Annotated in this window: 18 protein-coding genes; 11 read left to right on the forward strand and 7 right to left on the reverse strand. The window is 30.0% G+C overall.

Annotation, left to right across the window (positions count from 1 at the left end):
• Positions 1-27: 27 nt before the first annotated feature.
• The 3 genes from N1F78_RS11695 to N1F78_RS11705 are packed head-to-tail and all read left to right on the forward strand — an operon-like array spanning position 28 to position 3977.
• Positions 28-1323 carry an O-antigen translocase gene (locus N1F78_RS11695; RefSeq protein ID WP_406683346.1) on the forward strand — a complete coding sequence of 432 codons (1296 nt, stop codon included), beginning with the start codon at positions 28-30 and terminating at the stop codon, positions 1321-1323.
• On the forward strand, positions 1316-2884 hold the full coding sequence (locus tag N1F78_RS11700; protein ID WP_406683347.1) for a phosphoethanolamine transferase: 1569 nt from the start codon (positions 1316-1318) through the stop codon (positions 2882-2884). Before N1F78_RS11695 ends, N1F78_RS11700 begins: the two co-directional genes overlap by 8 nt.
• On the forward strand, positions 2871-3977 hold the full coding sequence (locus N1F78_RS11705; protein WP_406683348.1) for a glycosyltransferase: 1107 nt from the start codon (positions 2871-2873) through the stop codon (positions 3975-3977). Before N1F78_RS11700 ends, N1F78_RS11705 begins: the two co-directional genes overlap by 14 nt.
• Here N1F78_RS11705 and N1F78_RS11710 read toward each other — a convergent pair.
• From N1F78_RS11710 to N1F78_RS11725, 4 genes are read right to left on the reverse strand one after another with little or no spacing between them, the layout of a single operon-like run.
• Positions 3957-4859 carry a glycosyltransferase family 2 protein gene (locus N1F78_RS11710; RefSeq protein WP_406683349.1) on the reverse strand — a complete coding sequence of 301 codons (903 nt, stop codon included), beginning with the start codon at positions 4857-4859 and terminating at the stop codon, positions 3957-3959. The genes N1F78_RS11705 and N1F78_RS11710 overlap by 21 nt on opposite strands.
• A complete protein-coding gene (locus N1F78_RS11715; protein ID WP_406683350.1) occupies positions 4859-5746 on the reverse strand; it encodes a glycosyltransferase family 2 protein in 888 nt (295 codons plus the stop codon). Before N1F78_RS11715 ends, N1F78_RS11710 begins: the two co-directional genes overlap by 1 nt.
• Positions 5746-6480, reverse strand: a complete 735-nt coding sequence (locus N1F78_RS11720; RefSeq protein ID WP_406683351.1) for a methyltransferase domain-containing protein — start codon at positions 6478-6480, stop codon at positions 5746-5748. Before N1F78_RS11720 ends, N1F78_RS11715 begins: the two co-directional genes overlap by 1 nt.
• A 4-nt stretch (positions 6481-6484) precedes the next feature.
• Positions 6485-7168 carry a cell division ATP-binding protein FtsE gene (locus N1F78_RS11725; RefSeq protein ID WP_406683352.1) on the reverse strand — a complete coding sequence of 228 codons (684 nt, stop codon included), beginning with the start codon at positions 7166-7168 and terminating at the stop codon, positions 6485-6487.
• Positions 7169-7406: 238 nt separating this feature from the next.
• Between N1F78_RS11725 and N1F78_RS11730 the strand changes: the two genes are divergently transcribed.
• From N1F78_RS11730 to N1F78_RS11740, 3 genes are read left to right on the forward strand one after another with little or no spacing between them, the layout of a single operon-like run.
• On the forward strand, positions 7407-10436 hold the full coding sequence (locus N1F78_RS11730) for a tetratricopeptide repeat protein (protein ID WP_406683353.1): 3030 nt from the start codon (positions 7407-7409) through the stop codon (positions 10434-10436).
• Positions 10437-10461: 25 nt separating this feature from the next.
• A complete protein-coding gene (locus N1F78_RS11735) occupies positions 10462-12192 on the forward strand; it encodes a TonB-dependent receptor (RefSeq protein WP_406683354.1) in 1731 nt (576 codons plus the stop codon).
• 14 nt (positions 12193-12206) lie between these two features.
• The gene (locus N1F78_RS11740; RefSeq protein WP_406683355.1) at positions 12207-12674 is read left to right on the forward strand and encodes a type II secretion system protein GspG; all 468 of its coding nucleotides are present in this window, start codon (positions 12207-12209) and stop codon (positions 12672-12674) included.
• 2 nt (positions 12675-12676) lie between these two features.
• Here the strand turns inward: N1F78_RS11740 and N1F78_RS11745 are convergent, their stop codons facing one another.
• Positions 12677-13372, reverse strand: coding sequence for a class I SAM-dependent methyltransferase (locus N1F78_RS11745; protein ID WP_406683356.1), 696 nt, complete (start codon positions 13370-13372; stop codon positions 12677-12679).
• 18 nt (positions 13373-13390) lie between these two features.
• Between N1F78_RS11745 and N1F78_RS11750 the strand changes: the two genes are divergently transcribed.
• Both N1F78_RS11750 and N1F78_RS11755 read left to right on the forward strand, forming a co-directional pair.
• Entirely contained in the window at positions 13391-13882 is a 492-nt protein-coding gene (locus N1F78_RS11750) for a YkgJ family cysteine cluster protein (RefSeq protein ID WP_406683357.1), read from the forward strand.
• 28 nt (positions 13883-13910) lie between these two features.
• Complete coding sequence (locus tag N1F78_RS11755; RefSeq protein WP_406683358.1) at positions 13911-14747, forward strand: sterol desaturase family protein; 837 nt, start codon at positions 13911-13913, stop codon at positions 14745-14747.
• Positions 14748-14852: 105 nt separating this feature from the next.
• On the opposite strand, the gene N1F78_RS11760 is transcribed toward N1F78_RS11755, so the two are convergent.
• Positions 14853-16079 carry an exo-beta-N-acetylmuramidase NamZ domain-containing protein gene (locus N1F78_RS11760; RefSeq protein WP_406683359.1) on the reverse strand — a complete coding sequence of 409 codons (1227 nt, stop codon included), beginning with the start codon at positions 16077-16079 and terminating at the stop codon, positions 14853-14855.
• Between the two features lie 8 nt (positions 16080-16087).
• On the opposite strand from N1F78_RS11760, the gene N1F78_RS11765 reads away from it, so the two are divergent.
• The 3 genes from N1F78_RS11765 (at position 16088) to N1F78_RS11775 (ending at position 20333) form a co-directional block, all read left to right on the forward strand.
• Positions 16088-17341 (forward strand): ABC transporter permease, encoded by a 1254-nt coding sequence (locus N1F78_RS11765; protein WP_406683360.1) that lies wholly within the window; start codon positions 16088-16090, stop codon positions 17339-17341.
• Positions 17342-17469: 128 nt separating this feature from the next.
• The gene (locus tag N1F78_RS11770; protein WP_406683361.1) at positions 17470-18597 is read left to right on the forward strand and encodes an FIST signal transduction protein; all 1128 of its coding nucleotides are present in this window, start codon (positions 17470-17472) and stop codon (positions 18595-18597) included.
• A complete protein-coding gene (locus N1F78_RS11775) occupies positions 18591-20333 on the forward strand; it encodes an ATP-binding protein (RefSeq protein ID WP_406683362.1) in 1743 nt (580 codons plus the stop codon). The genes N1F78_RS11770 and N1F78_RS11775 overlap by 7 nt, the downstream gene beginning before the upstream one ends.
• On the opposite strand, the gene N1F78_RS11780 is transcribed toward N1F78_RS11775, so the two are convergent.
• Positions 20330-20725: a DUF2721 domain-containing protein gene (locus N1F78_RS11780; RefSeq protein ID WP_406683363.1), complete on the reverse strand. Its 396-nt coding sequence runs from the start codon at positions 20723-20725 to the stop codon at positions 20330-20332. The two genes, N1F78_RS11775 and N1F78_RS11780, sit on opposite strands and share 4 nt — an antisense overlap.
• Between the last annotated feature and the right edge of the window lie 16 nt (positions 20726-20741).

Raw genomic sequence — 20741 nt, forward strand, 5'->3', positions numbered from 1 at the left:
ATATATTGGAACTTCTGTTTTAAATAAATGAAATTTAATTTTTTTGGTTCTTCACGTTTACTAAAAGCTTCATATTACAACGCTTTATTGGTATTAGTCAAGGTGTTGTCTGGTATTATTTCTTCTAAGGTTGTGGCTGTTTATTTAGGTCCATCAGGTTTAGCATTATTAGGTAACCTAAAGAGTTTTTTAGGTACTGCCTCTAGTTTTACTGCAGAAGGATATCAAAACGGAATAATTAGATATGTCTCTGAGAATAGTGAAGAAACTTCACGAAAGGCTAAAATTACTACTACTGTATTTCAATTAAGCACTTTGTTTTCCATTTTAATAGGATTAATCCTTTGGTTTTTCTCTATTACTTGGAGTCAATATTTATTTAAAACTGCAGATTATGATTTTATAATTAAAATTGTAGCTATTGGTTTACCATTTTGGTCATTTAATTTACTTATTATTTACATTCTTAATGGGCTTGAAAATTATAAAAAATTAGTTGCTGTTAGTTCTGTTTTGAGTATAGTTAATATGCTGACTTCAATACTTTTAATAATTAAATTTAATTTGATTGGAGGACTTATTGCTGTTATATTAGGGCCTGTTATAGTTTTTGTTGTAAATATTATTGTATTAGGAAGTGAACGACATATATTATTAAACCTGTTTAAATTTAAGCTGTTTAAATTTTATGTTGTGAAAGATATGAGTGCATATCTGTTAATGGCTATTTATTCTACAGCAATAGTGTCTATAACCGTTTTATTAATTAGAAATTTAATAATTGAAAAATTAAGTATAGATGAGGCTGGTTATTGGGAGGCAATGAATAGAATTTCTACTTTTTATTTGATGTTTTTTACAAGTTTAACCTCCTTTTATTTGCTACCAAGACTTTCTAAAATAAGTGATTCTAGAGTTTTTAAAAGTGAACTTAAAGGTTTTTACTCTTTAAGCATTCCTTTATTAGTAGTAAGTTTTATTATAATTTATTTTTTGAGGTTTTTTATTTTAAAACTTTTATTAAGTGATGATTTTTTGCCTACATCAAGTTTGTTCTTTTGGCAGCTTGTTGGAGATTTTATAAGCATTTTGGCAATAGCTCTAGTAAAACAATTTCATGCAAAACGTATGGTTCAAGCTTATTTAATATGCAATGGAATATTAAATATTTTGTATTATGTGATTAGTTGTTATTTTATTGAAATCTATGGATTAATTGGAGTAACAAAAGCTTATGCATTAAGTTATTTAGTTTATCTAATAATTGTATTTATTTTTGTATTCAGTTACTTCAAAAGAAATAATAGGTTAAAGCATGAGTAAATATTTAAATATTTCTTTGGTAAGAATCTTTATTCTATTTGCTTATCCAGTTGTATTATCTTTTTTCTTGGAGTTTTTTATTCAGGAACCAAGCTATTCTACAATACCAAATTTAATAGAGAATATTATTTTTGGGCTTTTATTAGTTCTGGTAATCAACCAAATTGTAACTTCTTCAATTGGGAAAAAAATAGCAAGTCTTTTAATTGTATTTTTTTATTTTGTAATTTTCATTGAAACTGCACTATTTCTACTTTTCCAGATTAGGGTAAATGCCGCTTACATATATGTGGTGTTAAATACCAATTACAATGAGGTAAAGGAATTTAGCTCAGTATATTATAGCCATAGCTTAGTTTGGTTGTTTTTATTCTTTATACCTTTAATTTTTCGAAAATATTTTAAAAAAACGTACTTGCCAAGAGGTACTAGTTTCAAAAAGATTTTTTTTAGTATAGCTCTAATAGTTATGTTAATTGTTATAATTAAGGTTAATCATTTTGGTAAATGGAACCTCCCTTTTATTTCTGCTAAATCTTTTGTTGAGTATAATAATCAATTAAAAGAAATTGAAAATGCAAGCAAAGAAATTGGCAATTTAAAAGCAAACTTAACTACCAATAATGAAACCATTGTAGTAGTTGTTGGTGAATCTACCACAAGAAATAATATGGGTGTATATGGGTATTATAGAAATACAACACCATTATTAAGTTCTTTTATAGATTCTATATTTGTATATAAGGAAGTAATTAGTTCACAGGTGAATACAACTGGGGCTATTTATGATGCATTTTATAAGAATAGCGGAAATACATCTAATTCTCTGATACAATATTTGAATGTGTCCGGTTATAAAACATACTGGATTTCTAATCAAAGACCTGTAGGTTTAAATGATAATTTAGTTTCTAAATTGGCATCAGGTGCTGATGAAAGTGTGTTTTTAAGCTATAATGACTTTAGGCATGACACATATTATGATGAAATTTTATTGCCAATTTTAGATGAAAAGCTTACCATTAAAAGCAGAAAAGTAATTTTTTTACATTTAATAGGAACACATTATGATTACCGGAAGAGGTACCCCTCTGAGTTCGAAAAATTTACTTCTAAAAATAACAATAAAAAAGTTGATATTGTAGATAGCTATGATAATGCTGTATTATATAATGATAGTATTGTATATCAAATTATAAAAAAGGTAGGTTCATCAACATCAAAATCTGCAGTTATTTATTTTTCCGATCATGGGGAGGAGGTTTTTAGAAAAAAGGAAATTTTTGGACATTTTCAGGATAACCCTACATCTCCAATGTACGAAATTCCATTTTTGGTTTATTTTGGTCCCGATTTCGAAAAGCCTCAAGGTTTTGTTATAGATGAATCAAGGAAGTATATAATGAGTGATTTTACAAATACTTTAATGCATTTTACTGGAATAGAATGTGTCGATCTAGATTTATCTAGAAGCTTGTTTAGTGAGAATTTTATTGAACGTGAAAGAATGATAAATGAAAATTTAGATTTTGACAGTTTTAAGTTAAATGAAGAACAATAAAAAGACAGTAGGTTTATTAATTGACAGGTTGAGTGGAGGTGGAGCCGAACGATCTGCCGGCCTAATTTCTACTATTTTATCTAACCTTGGTTATGAAGTTTTTATAATTGTCTTGTTTGATGATGTTGTGTATCCATATTCGGGTAAACTAATTAATTTAGGTAAGTATAAATCAGGATCCAGATCTATTAAGAATAAGCTTTGGCGATACTGGAAAATAAAAGATGTTATTATAAAAAATCAATGTGATTTACTGCTAGATTTTAGGATTAAAGACCTTGTTTTAAGAGAGTTTGTTCTAAATAAAGTTGTTTTAAAAACTAAAGTAGTAAATATGGTTAGAAGCTCAAATTTAGAACTGTATTTCACTAAAAATAAATGGTTGGCTAAATATTTATATAAAAATTACTGTGGTATTAATGTAGTATCCCATAAAATGCAAGAGTTAGTAGAGAAGCGTTATGGCTTTAGGAATGTTAAAACTATATATAATTCTATAGATTTTGATTATGTGAGTGAATTGGCACAAAAGAATGTTTTAATTAATGAAAAATTTGTCATTGCGGTAGGTAGATTAGATCCAGTTAAACAATTTGACAAACTTATTGAAGCGTATTCAAAGTCCATTTTACCAAGTAATAATATTCAACTGTTTATAATCGGCAGTGGAGATGAAGAAGTGAGTTTAAGAAAAATAGTAGATAAGAATAATTTAACCTCTAAAGTTAAATTGTTTAATTTTCAAGAAAATGTTTTTAAATATATTAGTAAATCTGAGTTCTTGGTTTTATCAAGTGAATATGAAGGATTTCCTAGGGTTTTACTGGAGTCAATGGCTTGTGGAGTACCGGTAGTCTCTTTTAATTGTGATACGGGGCCGGATGAAATTGTTATTAACGAAGTAAATGGACTTTTAGTTGAAAATCAAGATTTTGTTGAATTAACAAAAGCAATGAATAATATGATTGATAATAAAGAGTTGTATAAAAAATTAAGAGCAAATTCAATAAAAAGTGTGCAAAAATTTTCATTAAAATCAATTAATGATTCATGGGATGTTTATATGAAGTATTTAATATCTTTTAAAAGTTAGGTAAGTTTTTTTCAAATAGAAGAAAAGAAAAGTAGGTAAATAATACTTGATTTTTTGAACTACTGTTAAAGTAGTGACATTAATTTTCTTTTTATAAAACTTAACTTTATCCTTATTTCTTTCCATTTTAAATAAGACAACCAATCTAAAGTGAACAAAATCCAAGAATTTTTGTAAATCCTTATTATCATTGTTTATTAGATATTTTTCATAATTAGGAATTTTACGGATGAAATTGCTGTTAGGAGCCGTTAACTGGTTTTTTAGTCCAATTCTATAATAGGTCTTAAATCCTTTATAATAAATTAAATTGTAAACGCTAAAACACCTTATGTAAAAATCGTCCTCTTCGCCGTAATTTATATTTTCATCAAAATAACCCACATTTTCAAACACTAATTTGTTTATTACTAATGAGCTGGGACCCATAATGTTTTTTAAAAGTTTAAAGAAATTAGTAATAACTTTTATGTTGCCTGTTTCAAACGGTACCGCCTTTAATTCAGGAAAACCATTATGCTTTAATAGCTTAACATTAGTTGCAAATACAACTTGTTCAGGATGATTTTTTATTAAATAGTTAATTGTTTCTAAAAAATCTACCATCCATAAATCATCGGCATCAAGAAAAGCAATAAACTTACCCTTAGCATGGTTTATTCCCTTATTTCTAGAAGCACATAAGCCACTGTTCTTTTGCCTGATTATTTGAATGCGGTCATCATTGAAGCTATTTACAACATCATAACTTTTATCTGTGCTGCCATCATCAATTATAATAATCTCAAAATCTTTAAATGTTTGATTTATAACACTACTTAAGGTGTCTTTAATGAAGAATTCCTTATTGTAAAGCGGGATTATTACAGAAAAAAAAGGCATTATTTTTTTAAGTTAATAGCACAAAAATAACTTAATCTAAATAACTCAAAAATATAAAGCGATGGGTTGTTTGATTTTAAGTTACTTTTAAAAATTGAATAACAAAGTTTATTGATTAAGGCAAAAATATAGTTTAACTTAAAACGTTCAATTTTTTTAAAAATTCTAAGAAAAGTTATAAAATTTGGTTCAATCAATTCTTTAGTATAAATAAAATTAAGGTTTTTTAAACCTTTTATAGTCTTGTTAACATAAACATCGTTTAAATCAACATCTCCATGTAAAACAGGGTTGTCAATATGTTTAATGTTGGCTTTTATTTTATATAAATTATATGAAAATAAAGTGTCCTCATGTCCGTATTGGGTAATAGCCTTTTCAAAACCTATTTTATTAAATACGTTTCTTTTTATTAAAGTATTATTGAAAAGAACGCACTTATAGGGGTTTTGGTTTCTTTGGCTAACAGTTTGGTCCTCCTTTTTTATCCCATATTTCCAACGTAATTTTCGGTTTGAACTCACAGATTTTGGATGGATTCGTCCCCCATAAATTACATCAGCGTTTTTAATAAACTCAATATATTTATTTATAAAATTAGTATCTATTATAACAGAATCACTATCAATAAATAAAAGGTTTTCATATTTGGAAACTCTTGCTAATTCATTACGATTATTACTTAAACCTATATTTTTATTTAATGAAAAAAATTGGCAGTGTCTTAATTCATTTATTTTTTCGTTTTCAGTATTATGCGGTGAATTTGAACCATCATCAATACAAATAATTTCATATTTTAATTCGGTATTAAAAACTAGTTCTTCTAATTTAGATACCAAGGGAAACGCGTTATAATTGTATGTTGGAATTAAAATTGAAAGCATTATTTATTAAGAATTAATACTGTTTCAGGCGATTTAAATCCAAAATACACGTTTTCATCAATTTCTTCAAAAGTCTTAACATTAACTTTAAAACCTATAATTGATAAGCGCTTTTTTAAACCATCAATTGAATATATTCTAACATGATCTTCCTGTCCAAAATGACTAAGTCTGTCTTCTTCAGAGATAATAGAATAGTCTTCATATATCTCACCTTCTTTAAAAGGCGTTTGAACAAAAATTACGCCATTGGGTTTTAAGACTCTGTAAAGTTCTTTCATAGCTTTTATATCATCTGTTATATGCTCTAAAACATGGTAACAAATTATTATATCAAATTTGTCTTTTGGTTGGTCAATTTTAGTAATATCGAACTTATAATCGGCTAAAAATTCATCTTCAAAATCTGTGCTATAATATTCTATCTCCTTCTTTTTTAGTATTCTATAAAGGCTTCTTGATGGGGAAAAATGAAGTACTTTACCTTTAATTGATTTTTCAGAGTTTAACAACTGCCATAATCTTCTATTTCTTGATAAGCTTCCGCAACAAGGGCACAATAAGTCTCCGTTATCTAATTTAGTGAAACGACTTAGCTTGTTATTACAGATATTGCATTGATGAGATTTTCCTTTATAAAGCAATCCATATATGGAACGGAAAAACAATTCATTCTTAAATAAAAACCTCCTAGGAATAAGTGCTTTTATAAGTTTTTTAATTAAAAGATACATGTTGTTAGGCTTTCCTTTGTACTACCTCATAAATCTGATTATCATCACATTTTAAAGTCTTACTTGGGTATTTTAAAAGTAATGCATAATCATGTGTAGCCATTAAAATGGTATTACCGTTTTTATTGATGTCCTGTAATACCTTCATTACCTCTACACTGGTTTGGGGGTCTAAATTTCCAGTAGGTTCATCAGCAAGAATTAGCTCAGGATCATTTAATAATGCTCTAGCAATAGCAATGCGCTGTTGTTCGCCACCAGAAAGCTCATGTGGGAATTTAAAGCCTTTGGTTGTCATGTCAACCTTTGCTAAAACTTCTTCAACCTTTGCATTCATTTTTTCTTTGTCTTTCCACCCCGTAGCTTTTAAAACAAAAAGTAAATTGTCATTAATAGTTCTATCAATTAGTAATTTGAAATCTTGAAAAACAACACCCAATTTTCGTCTTAAAAAAGGAATGTCTTTTTCTTTAAGGCTTTTCAAATCGTATTCCACTATATGACCTTCACCTTCTTTTAAAGGTAAATCACCATAAAGTGTTTTCATGAAACTACTTTTTCCTGTACCCGTTTTACCAATTAAGTAAACAAATTCACCTTTATTAATTTCAACATTAACATTAGAAAGTACAAGACTATCTCTTTGATAAATAGAGGCGTCTTTTAATTGTAAAATAGTATTTGACATAAAGCAAATTAAAGGTTTCTTTGTTGTTGTAAATGTATTGTTTAAAATGTCAAAACCCAAACTCCAAAACTCAAAATATATTTTATGGATTATACTAAAGTTTAGGATTTTTGGTTTTATGTCTTCTGTATTCTGTTTATTTTAACATTTAATAACTCAAATTATAATTATGGCACGATTATTTCGTTATAGGTTTGGTATTAAATTATCTTTGATTTCAATTAAAAACGAGTAGTCAATGGCTAAAAAAATAATTACCTCCCTTTTAGTAGCTTTCAGTTTTAGTTTTAACCTTTTTGCCCAACAATCAGCGGCTTATACTAATAATAGGGTTGATTATCAAAAAGCATTATCTCTATATAATAATCAGCAATATTTGGCAGCACAGTCTTTGTTTGGTAGTGTGAAAAAATCGGTCAAGGAAAGCATTTTACAATCAGATTGTTCTTATTACATCGCTAATTGTGCTGTAAGGTTAAATCAACAAAATGCAGATCAGTTAGTAGAAGATTTTGTTAAGGAGTATCCCACTAGTACAAAGCGTAATACGGCTTATGTAGATGTTGCAGATTACTATTTTGAAAACTCTAAGTATGCTAGAGCTAGAAAATGGTATAATAAAGTTAATGAAGAAGCCTTAGGAAGAAATGAAAAAGAGAAGTTTAACTTTAATAATGGTTATTCTGCTTTTTCAACAAAGCAATATAGAGATGCAAAAAAGTATTTGTCACGTGTTGAAACCTCTCAAGAATATGGCTCTCAAGCAAAGTATTATATTGGTTTTATGGCTTATGAGGGTGATGATTATGATCAAGCTAATGAATATTTTGAGCAAGTAAGTGATCAAGAACGTTACAAAGAAAAGTTATCTTATTACCAGGCAGATTTGAACTTCAAATTGGGAAATTTTGAAAAGGCTATTGAATTAGCTAAAGAAAGGCTTCCAGAAAGTGATGAGGAGGAAGTTTCAGAATTGTCAAAAATCATAGGTGAGAGTTATTTTAATTTAGAAGAATATGCGGCTGCTATTCCTTATTTAACGGCCTACCAAGGCAAGAATGGAAAACGTGATAGAACAGGTAAATGGAACAACACTGATTATTATCAACTTGGATATGCGCATTATAAACAAGGCGATTACGAAAAAGCCATATCTGAGTTTAATAAAATAATCGGCGGTAATAATTCAATTGCACAAAATGCCTACTATCATTTAGGAGAAAGTTACATCAACCTAGATAAAAAACAAGAAGCATTAAATGCATTTAGATATGCCTCTCAAATGAGTTTCGATTTAAAAATTCAAGAAGATGCTTGGTTAAACTATGCTAAGATTAGTTACGAAATAGGAAACCCTTATCAATCGGCTCCACAAGTTTTAGCTGGTTATTTGGAGAAGTATCCTGATACCAGTTATAAAGAAGAAATTGAAACACTATTAATAGACTCATACATTACTTCAAAAAATTATATGGAAGCTCTTAAACTGTTAGAAGGAAAAAAGAGTTTTGAAAATAAAGTAGCATATCAAAAAGTGGCTTTTTATAGAGGAATTGAGTTATATAATGAAAATCAATATTTAGAAGCTGAATCGTTATTTGATGAATCTTTAAAAGAACCACGAGACGATAAATACACAGCAAGAGCAACCTTTTGGAAAGCGGAGGCAGATTACAATTTAACCAATTTTGAAGATGCATTAATTGGCTTTAAACAGTTTCAGCAGGCAGGTTCAAGCACTCCTGAAACTCAGAATTTAGATTATAATTTAGCTTATACCTATTTCAAATTGAAGAATTATGGAAAAGCTACTGATCATTTCAATGATTTTATTAATACTAAAAAGGATGATAAAGTTAGGTTGAATGATGCCTATTTACGTTCAGGAGATGTTCACTTTGTAACCAGTAATTACAGTAACGCCATTAAAGCCTACAATAATGCCATTAAATTAAGTGAAATAGATTCAGATTATCCGGCATTTCAAAAAGCTATTAGTGTTGGGTACTTGGGGCAATTTTCAAAGAAGATTAAAGAACTAGAAGCTTTTATTTCAGATTATCCAAAATCTAAACTTCGTGATGATGCTATGTATGAATTGGGTAATTCATATGTAAAAGCAAATGAGACCGATAAGGCTATGAGTGTTTATGATCGTTTAAACTCGGAATATAGAATGAGCACTTTTGTGCCGAAGGCTTTATTACGTCAAGGGTTAGTATATTATAATGGAAATGAAAATGAACGCGCTTTAACCAAGTTTAAAAAAGTTGCAGGAAGTTACCCTGGAACACCAGAAGCGGTTCAAGCCGTATCTACAGCTAAATTAATTTATATTGATCTAGGACGAGTTGACGATTACGCTAATTGGGTGAAAACACTAGATTATGTTGAAGTTACCGACTCTGAATTGGATAATGCTACTTATACAGCAGCAGAAAAGCAATATTTAGATGGAAATACAGATAGAGCCATTAGGCAGTTTAATGGTTATGTGAATGACTTTCCAAACGGATTACATATTCTTCAGGCTCATTTCTATTTGGGTCAGTTATATTACAAAAAAGGATTAGTTGCCAATGCAGCTCCTCATTATAAATTTATAGTTGAAACGTCGCAAAGTGAATATACAGAAGAAGCATTATCACGTTTGTCTCAATATTATTTAGAAGAAAAGACTTGGAATAAAGCTATTCCAATATTACAACGTTTGGAAGAGGAGGCTAACTATCCACAAAATGTAGTATTTGCACAATCTAATTTAATGAAAGCAAATTATCAATTAGAAAACTATAGTGAAGCCGTTTCTTATGCCGAAAAAGTATTGACGAGTTCAAAAATTGATAATAAAATTAAGAGTGATGCTTATATCATTATTGCGCGTTCTGCGATAAAAACGGGTGATGAAGACAAGGCAAAAACAGCGTTTTCGCAAGTGGAAAAAGTAGCAACTGGTGAAACTGCGGCAGAAGCACTTTATTACAATGCCTACTTTAAAAATAAAGAAGGAGAGCATGCAGCATCTAATAAATCGGTACAAAAGTTAGCTAAAGATTATTCAGGTTATAAATATTACAGTGCCAAAGGATTGGTGCTAATGGCTAAGAATTTCTATGCTCTAGATGATGCTTTTCAAGCCACTTATATTTTAGAAAGTGTCATTGGAAATTTTGCTGAATTTGAGGATGTTGTTGATGAAGCTAAAGAAGAGCTAAGTAAAATAAAAGCCGAAGAATCAAAGACTAATTCATCTATTCAGTCAGAATAAATCATCAATCGTAAAAATTAAGAATATGCGCAAGCACGTAAAACATATATTAAGTGTCATCACCATATTAAGTGTAACCCTTGTTTTTTCTCAAAAAAGAGATAAGGATACTATTAACACGGGTGTTATAGATGTTGTAAAACCATATACACCTTCAATTTCTGACGCCTTTAAAGTAAAAGAAATTCCATCATTAGATGATGAAACTACAGAGAATAAGAAAGACGTTAAGTATAATATTTTCTCATTTCCAGTGGCCTCAACCTTTACACCAGCAAAAGGAAAGGCAGCGGTTGTTGAAAAAAGAAAACCGATAAAGTTATATGATAATTATGCCACAATAGGCGTGGGCACTTACACTACTATTTTGGGCGAAGTATATTTAAACCATGCCATTAGCAGAAACGAAAGTGTTGGCGGTTATGTTAGTCATAATTCTTCGCAAGGTGGAATTGACGGTGTATCTTTTGATGATAATTATTCTATTTCCAAAATTAATTTAAACTATGCAACTAGGTTAAGAGACCTGTCTTGGAATGTGGAAGCAGGGTTTAATCACCTAATGTACAATTGGTATGGTGTAGCTCCTTCTTTTATTAATACGGCAATAAGTGATGCCATTAATGAGGAGCACAGCTTTTATGACGCCCATTTTGGTGGAGATATTTCTTTTGAAAATACCTATATAAATTCTGGGAGTTTCTTTTTTAGACGATTTGGAGATAACCAAGGTTCTGGTGAAAACAGGTTTTTGGTAAGCACTCAAATTGATATTCCAGTAGATAGAGAAGAGATATCAACTACATTTAAATTTGATTATTTAAAAGGAACTTTTGATAGAAGTTATGAATTTAACCAAGAGTTTAATTATGGGAATTTTATAGTATGTGCTGCACCAACTTATGAAATGAAACAGGATGATTTAACGGTTAATGTGGGGATTACTGCCGCTTATTTAAGAGATTCAGAATCTAAAGAAAGTAAGTTTTATATCTACCCGAATGTTACGGCTACATATAGATTGGTAAATGACGTTTTGATTGCCTATGGAGGTATTGAAGGTGGATTAATTCAGAATTCTTATTTCGATTTTGCTTCTGAAAACCCCTTTGTATCACCTACATTGTTTATGATGCCAACAGACCAACAATACAATGCGTATATTGGTTTAAAAGGTAAGCTTTCAAGCAATATGAGTTATAATATTAATGGACTCTACAAAGCAGATAGAAACAAAGCTCTGTTTAAAAACAACGACATTACTTTAATGACAGATCAAGCCTATTCTTATGGTAATTCTTTTGGAATAGAATATGACAATGTAGATACTTTTGGTGTTGCAGGTGAAATAAATGTAGATGTAAACCGAAACTTTAAATTAGGTATAAAAGCTGAGTATTTTAGTTATTCTACTGATGATGAAGCCGAGGCTTGGAACCTCCCAGATTTTAAGGGCTCTCTGTTTATGGATTACCAAATTGACGAGCATTGGTTTACGGGAGCCAACCTGTTTTACATAGGCGAAAGAAAAGATCAATATTTTTTAAATGATGGTATTACAGTAGCTTCTCCGTTTACAGTGGTGCTAGATAGTTATTTTGATGCCAATGCTCATTTGGGTTATCATATTAATGATCAAATTTCGGTGTTTGCTAAAGCTAACAATATTGCCAATAATGCTTATCAACGTTGGCAAAATTTCCCAGTGCAAAGTATTCAGTTTTTGGCAGGTGCCACTTTTAAGTTTGATTTTTAATAATACATTTCCGAATGATTCAAATAATCTTAGAGTTTTTAGCTTGGATTGGGTTGGATTATGGGGATTATCAACATCGAAAACGGATAAGAAAAAAAGAAAAAGAAGATGGTGTTAAAAGGCCTTTGCAAAAGTTCTTTTTACAACCCAGTGTTAAAATTGTCTTTTTTGTTTTGATTATAACTTGTTTAGGCTCATTTGCTTTTTTTTCTTATCAATATAGGATGATTTATCAAGAGAAAACTAAAAAGGAAATTTCAAATATTAGGAATTGGACTGAAAAATGGTATGAGAAGTTTGGATTTTATCCTAATGATTTAAATGAGATTATAGGCAATAGTCCTATGAGAAAAAACTGGAATAAAGATGCTTGGGGAAGAGAGTATAATTATGCTGTAATAAATAACGGAACAGCTTTTGTCATTGTCTCTTCCGGAAAAGATGGACGATTTGGCACCAAGGATGATATTAGTTGTGAATAAACCTAACTCAACCTAGCCAAATAATCAAAATGCTCACCTTCCATAACCAACTCACATTCTAAACCAACAGTTTTACAAGCCAACTTTAATGTATTAAAATCTAAATAAAGCCATTTTAATGGTGTTTCTTTTTCACCTTTATAACTAATGAAATAATCTAGTTCACCATAATATTCAGCATTGGTGTCAACCCAAAAGCCACCATCTTCATCTTCGAACATATATTTAATATCAGACGAATCAATTAAAATTTGTCCATTTGGTTTTAATAGATTTTTTAGATGTTTTAAATTTTTAGAAACCTGAATTATTTCCTGAAAAATGCCGGTGCCATTCATTAACAAAAGAATAGTGTCGAACCTTTCGGTTTCATCTAGTAAATCTATGGCTTTAGCATTTGTAACGCCTCGTTGTTTTGCCACATGAATCGCTCCTCTAGAAATATCTATAGCTTTTACGTTGAGTCCTTTCTTTTCTAAATACAAACTATGGCTTCCAGTACCGCAACCCACATCAAGTATAGAGCCTTTAGCCAATTGTAATGCCTTTTGTTCCAGTTTAGGCATTTCAGAATAATTTCTAAATAAATAGGGTAGTGGTAAGATGTCCTCATCAGAAATACTTGTAGACGTGATGATGTCTTCGGTATAATTACCGTTTTGATAATCTAATAAAGCTTTACCAAAAATGTCTTTCATTTAAATTACTTTTGCGCTATGCAAGACATTATTGATAATCTTCCAAAGCAGGCCAAAGATAAACATAACGAGAACAAAAAGTTCTTTCAGAAGCTTAAAAAGAAAGCTCCAAAAAATATGGACTATATCATGCAAGAATTGCATGATAATGAGTTTGAAAAAACTGATTGTTTACAATGCGCCAATTGTTGTAAAACTACAGGACCGCTATTTACGGATAAAGATGTTGCACGTATTTCAAAATCTTTCAGAATAAAGCCTCAGCAGTTTATTGAACAATATTTGAGAATAGATGAGGAGAACGATTATGTATTGCAAAATGTACCATGTACTTTTTTGGGAGCAGATAATTATTGCTCCATTTATGATGTGAGACCTAAGGCATGTAGAGAGTTTCCACATACCGATAGAAAAAAGTTTCAACAAATATCTAATCTTACCCTAAAAAATGTGGCTATTTGTCCTGCGGCTTTCAATATTGTTGAGGAAATGAAGAAACGAATAAAATAATTATATTTATTACCAAAATAGTATTCATTTGGAAACACTTTTAAACTACTTTGAAAATATTCCTCCTTCGCATCGTGCTATGCTTATAGTTGGTGGTCTAACCATATTTTGGATTATTGAAGGTGCAATTCCTTTGTTTAAGTTCAAGTATAATAAGTGGAGACACGCTGTACCAAATTTATTTTTTAATCTAACCTTGATGATAGTTAATTTTCCATTGGCGTTTATGCTATTAAAAACGTCCGATTGGGTAAGAGATAATGATTTTGGACTCATCAATTGGTTACCAGAAATGTCATTAGGATTATATGCGTTTTTGGGTGTGTTTTTTCTTGACTTTTTCGGGGCATATCTACCGCATTTAATTGAGCATAAAGTAAAACCACTATGGATGGTACACTTAGTACATCATACCGATCATAAGGTTGATACCACAACCGCAAATAGGCATCATCCCATTGAAAGTGTTATTAGGTTTTTCTTTACGCTTTTAGGTGTTTTTGTGGTTGGGACTCCCATAGGTGTTGTGTTTTTATATCAAACAATTTCGGTATTAGCAACACAATTTAGTCATGCCAATATAAGGTTGCCAAAACGCATTGATAAGGCTATTAGTTATATATTGGTATCACCTGATATGCATAAAGTACATCATCATTACAGGCTGCCGTATACCGATTCTAATTATGGAAATATTTTTTCGGTTTGGGACAGACTTTTAGGTACTTATATGGAATTAGATACAGAAAAGTTGGTTTATGGAGTTGATGTGTTTCCAGATGAGAAGAAAAATCAACATATCGGTGAATTATTAAAACAACCGTTTCAGAAATATGACAAACCAACAGTAGCTCCAGATGAATAATTAATTATTATTTGGGCGTTACCCTCTCGGGTCGGGCTTTCACTACTCAATCCCTCCTTCGTCGGGGATTTCAAACATACCGTTCAATCCCTAACGCAAAAGCTACTAATTGTAAATCAAATACTTTTCTCTGATTTTCTTAAAAGTCTCTATATCTTCTTGCCATGTAGCTTTAATTTCTTCTCCAGTTAATTTAGATTCAATTTGTTGTTGAAGCTTTGTAGTTCCGGCTAGTTTAGTAAAGAAATCGTTGAAAAATTTAGTTTTATCTTTAGTGTTGTTATATGCTATAATTAACCAATAAAGATTTATGCTGTCAAGATTTTTTATAAAAGTTAAATCTTCACCATAACAAACTTTTCCTTGATGTTTAGGATATTTGGCACCTTCGTTTGGGTTTGGTGTAAATTGATATTTATAAACTTCCGGATATAAAAAAGGGCTTCCAAAAATTTGAAACTGATTTTCTGTACCTCTTCCTGCACTAACATTTGTGCCTTCAAAAAAACATAAACTAGGGTAAAGATTAATAGCAATATCATTAGGTAAATTAGGACTTGGCTTTATAGGTAAACTATATTTGGTATTATGAGTGTAATGCTCAACGGGGATTACTTTTAGTTCACATGTAATACCATTTTTTAACCATTTTTCACCGTTAATCATTTTTGCATATTCACCAATAGTCATTCCATGAACAACAGGAATGGGGTGCATTCCAACAAAGCTTTTATGTTCAAGTTCTAAAATAGGGCCATCAATATAATGCCCGTTTGGATTTGGACGGTCTAAAATTAGCACAGGTATATTAGCTTCAGCACATGCTTCCATAACATAATGCAAAGTTGAAATGTAAGTATAAAAACGTGCTCCTACATCCTGAATATCAAAAACAACCACATCTACACCTGTTAGCTGTTCTAGTTTTGGTTTTTTATTACTTCCGTAAAGCGAAACAATAGGTAAATTGGTTTTGGTATCAACACCATCTTTAACCACTTCACCAGCATCAGCTTTTCCTCTAAAACCATGTTCTGGAGCAAATACTTTTTTAATATCAACCTTCTCAGAAAGTAATGAATCCACTAAATGTGTGTAGCCTTTATCATTAAAAATAACCGATGTCTGATTAGCAACAATTCCCACGCTTTTTCCTTTTAACAAAGGTAAATAAGCTTCTGTCTGGTTAGCACCAACAATGACACTTGTGTCACCCAGAACTTGTTTCAGGGTCTCATCATGTTTTCCATCTTCTTTCTTCACCTTAGAAGCGCAAGAAATAAGTACTAAAACAAATAATAAAACTGTATTTTTGAAAACATTAAACCTCATTGTATAAATTGAATTACGAGTATTTTATAGCTAAACGCATAATTAGTAGTAAGTCGTATAAAAGTAGTATTTCGGCACCAATAATAAAAATTGGAATTGCTGCAATTGCTATAGGGTTAATTGTTATGATGATTGCCATTGCAACGGGCATTGGTTTACAACAAAAAATAAGAGATAAGGTAGTAGCATTTAACGGGCATATTCTAATAACTAATTATGACAGTAATAATTCTGATGAAAGTATAATTCCAATTTCTATAAACCAAGATTTTTATCCGGAATTTACATCAGTGGAAGGTGTTCAACACGTACAAGGTGTTGCCTCAAAATACGGTGTTATTAGAACAGAAAAAGATTTTGAAGCGACTTATTTAAAGGGTGTTGGAGCAGATTATAATTGGAAATATTTTAAAGATTTCTTGATAGAAGGTAAACTTCCAGATTATTCTAATAAAAGAAATGAAGATGTTTTAGTGTCTAAGTATCTAGCTAATAGATTAGAATTGAAACTTAATGAAACCTTTCAAATGGTTTTCATTAAAGACGATCCTGAAAAGTTACCTAATATAATAACATATACTATTGTTGGTATTTATAACTCCGGATTTCAAGATTTTGATGCTAATTATATTATAGGAGATATACGCCATATTCAACGAATGAATAAATGGAATAAAGATGATGAAGGTAATTATACAGAAATAGGCAATTTCGAGGTTTTTATAGATGATTATTCTGAATTAGTTGAAAAGGGTTATGAGGTTTATGATAATACACCATCAGAACTAAATACTCAAACTATAACTCATAAATACAGTTCTATTTTTGAATGGATTAAGATATTTGATACTAATATTTATGGTATTATTGGTATTATGATTTTAGTTGCAGGTATAAATATGATAACAGCGCTTTTGGTTTTAATTTTAGAGAGAACCCAAATGATAGGAGTTTTAAAGGCATTAGGGAGCAGTAATTGGAGTATTCGTAAATTATTTTTGTATAATGCCTCTTACTTAATTATTCTTGGTTTGTTTTGGGGAAATATATTAGGACTTGGGTTGCTATTGGTGCAAAAGTATTTTAAACTTTTTCCATTAGATCCTAGTGTTTATTATGTTACTGAAGTACCTGTTTATATTAATTTTAGTTATATACTCATCTTAAATGTAGGTACACTTTTTTTATGTTTGCTAATGCTTTTAGTACCTTCTTATGTTATTACAAAAATTTCTCCTGTTAAGGCAATAAGATTTGAATAGCCTTTAATTTTTCTTTAACAAAAAGTTACCTAAATTTTTTTTTTTGACAAATTTTGTTATTTTTACCGATGAAATGCAATAAAAAACGATAAAAGGTATTTTTGCCCCTAACCAAAAATGACTTACTTATGGATGTACAACAACTTTCTTTATCTGAAGATAATTGGAATAATGAATTAAATAATATTACAATTGATGCAAATATATTTTTGCTATTTGTGTCACCTAGCTTTAAAGAAAAAAACAGTTTTCTAAAATTATTAAACTCTTCCTACCCAAAAGCAACTATAATTGGATGCTCAACAGCAGGAGAAATATCAGATGTATCAGTGAATGATAAAACAGTTTCATTAACGGCAATTAAATTGAATAAGGTTACCCACAAAAAGGAATCTGTGTTAATTGATAATATGACAGGTAGTTTTGAAGCTGGATCAAGGTTAGCTAATAAATTAGCTGCTGATGATTTAAAACATGTTATAATACTTAGCGATGGATTAAATGTTAATGGAGCCGATTTAGTTTCTGGTTTAAAATCTAGAATCCCAGATGTAAGTATTACTGGAGGGTTAGCTGCAGATGGTTCTGATTTCAATGAAACTTTTATTATTAATAATGATGCTATTGTAGACAAAACTATTATTGGTTTAGGTTTATACGGAGATGAGTTAAAAGTAGGATATAGCTCAAAAGGAGGATGGGATAGTTTTGGTATAGAACGTCTGGTTACAAAATCCGAAAGCAATATTTTGTATGAACTAGATGGAATGCCAGCATTAGAAATATACAAATCTTTTTTAGGAGAAGAAGCAAAAAATTTACCAAGTTCAGGTTTACTTTTTCCATTAAGCATGAGAGTTGAAGGAAGTACACAACCAATCGTAAGAACTATTTTAGCTGTTTCCGAAAAAGACCAGAGTTTAACTTTCGCTGGTAACATACCTGAAGGAGCATATGTGCGCTTAATGAAAGCTAATATTGATAGACTTATTAATGGTGCAGAAGATTCTGCTATATATGCCAATAAGGAACAGGAAAACCAATCAGAATTAGCTATTTTAATTAGTTGTGTAGGAAGAAGGTTAGTTTTAAAACAAATGGTTGAAGAAGAAGTTGAGGTAGTTAGAGATGTTGTTGGAAGTAAGCCATGTATTACTGGATTTTATTCTTATGGAGAAATTGCGCCTTTTGGTGAATTCTCCCCTTGTGAACTACATAATCAAACAATGACTATAACAACACTATCAGAATGCTAAACCAAGAACTTCATAGATTACTTAAGCGTCAGATAAAAAAAACAGGATTGAATATACAGGATAATCCTGCTTTTGATGAGTTTTTAAATTTAATTAATGATGCTTATAAAGATTTTGACAAGGATTTTAATCATATTGAAAATATCCTTGAAGAAAGTTCTAAAGAATTATTTGTTGCTAATCAAAAATTGATAGCTGAACGAGATAATACAAAAACACAATTAGTAAATATAGTAGATAATATTGGTGGAGTTATTTTTGAAACAGATCTTGATGGGAATTTTACATTTTTAAATTCTGCTTGGGAAAAATATTCTGGAATTCCTGTTGAAGCTTGTTTAGGTGAAAACTTTATGAAATTTCTAAAAGGGGAATATATTGAAGGTTCAGCAAAATTAAATAATCTTTTTTCATTAGATAAAGAGGAAATTTCATTTATTTTCAAGTTTAGCAATGCCGGTAAATTCTTTTGGTTTGAAGTAAAATCAAAACGTGTTAGAAATAAGGAGGGTGTGCCCTTTGGCTATACTGGTACCATAATGGATATTACTTATTTAAAAGAAACAGAAATAGAACTACAAAAGGCAAGTAAGGCTAAGGATGAGTTCTTTTCAACAATGTCACATGAAATTAGAACACCGCTAAATGCAGTTACTGGGTTAACAAATATTATGCTAATGGAACAGCATTTGCCCGAGCAATTGGAGAACTTAAACGCGTTAAAATACTCTGGAGACCATTTACTTGGTTTAATAAATGATTTGCTAGATTTTGATAAAATTAAATCTGGAAAATTAAAGTTAGTTGAAAAAGACTTCAACCTAAATTACTTTTTTGAAAATATAGAATCACATTTTAAGTTAAGTGCTGAACGTAAGAGTTTGATTTTTCAAATTATTAAAGATGCAGATGTACCTAATAATATAATTGGAGATCAACTTAAACTTAGTCAAATCTTAAAAAACCTATTAAGTAATGCGTTGAAGTTTACAGAAAAAGGCAGCATAAGATTGCATATTGTAAATAAAGGAATTAAAAGGAATAAAGTAAAACTTGAATTTATTGTTACAGATACAGGTATTGGGATTTCTGAAGATAAACAGAAAACAATATTTGAAAGTTTTGTTCAAGCTGATTCACAAACCTCTATTAAGTATGGAGGTACAGGTCTTGGATTATCTATTAGCAAAAAACTTTTAAACCTTCAAAATAGTGATCTAAATGTTAGCAGTGAAATAGGTGAAGGAGCAACTTTTTCATTTGAAATTACTTATAAAATAAGTAACAGGTTAGATGTTTATAATCCTAATATGATTAAAAGTCAACCAAATTATGAGCCATTAAAAATTAGTATACTTGTGGCAGAAGATAATAAAATGAACGTTCTTATTCTAAAACGATTATTTAGTAAGTGGAAAGTTGATTTTCAGGTGGCTGAAAATGGCGAAGAGGTATTGAAAAAATTAGAACAATCTCACTTTGATCTTATTTTAATGGATTTACAAATGCCAATATTAGATGGTTATCAAACCACCACAAGAATAAGAAACTTACAAGACTACTCTAAGGCGAGCATTCCTATAATAGCTTTAACCGCATTTGCCCAAACAGACATTAAGGCAAAAACAAAACGATACAAAATGGATGGTTTCTTAGGCAAGCCATTTAATCCAGAAAAGCTTTATCTCTTGATAAAGTCTTATTCAGAAATTTTAATTAATAAAGAAGCTATTTAATTTTTTTCTATATCACTAATATGGTGTTCTAGTGCTTTAACAGAAATTTGAATCTCCACAATTAAAAGTGCTAAAGAAGCTATAAGTAAAAGGAGTGCAATCCCAAAAGCCCATATAGCAATTATGTTTTGGTCAATATAAATCAAAAACATAGTTAATACACATAGTAATAAACTAGTAATTCCTAAAATTTGCATAGAACGTGTAAGGTAAAGCCGTTGTTTTATATTTTTTATTTGAGCAATAAGAATACTATCATTGTTTTTAACATATTTGTCATGTAAATCCCTAATTGTTGAAGCATATGCCAAAAATCTATTGGTATAAGCTAGCATTATTAACGAAATAGCTGAAAACAGTAATGCCGGTGTAGTTAACGTTAATTCTTCCATAATTAAAATAAAATAT

Source organism: Seonamhaeicola sp. MEBiC01930 (assembly GCF_045277075.1).
Taxonomy (GTDB): Bacteria; Bacteroidota; Bacteroidia; order Flavobacteriales; family Flavobacteriaceae; genus Seonamhaeicola.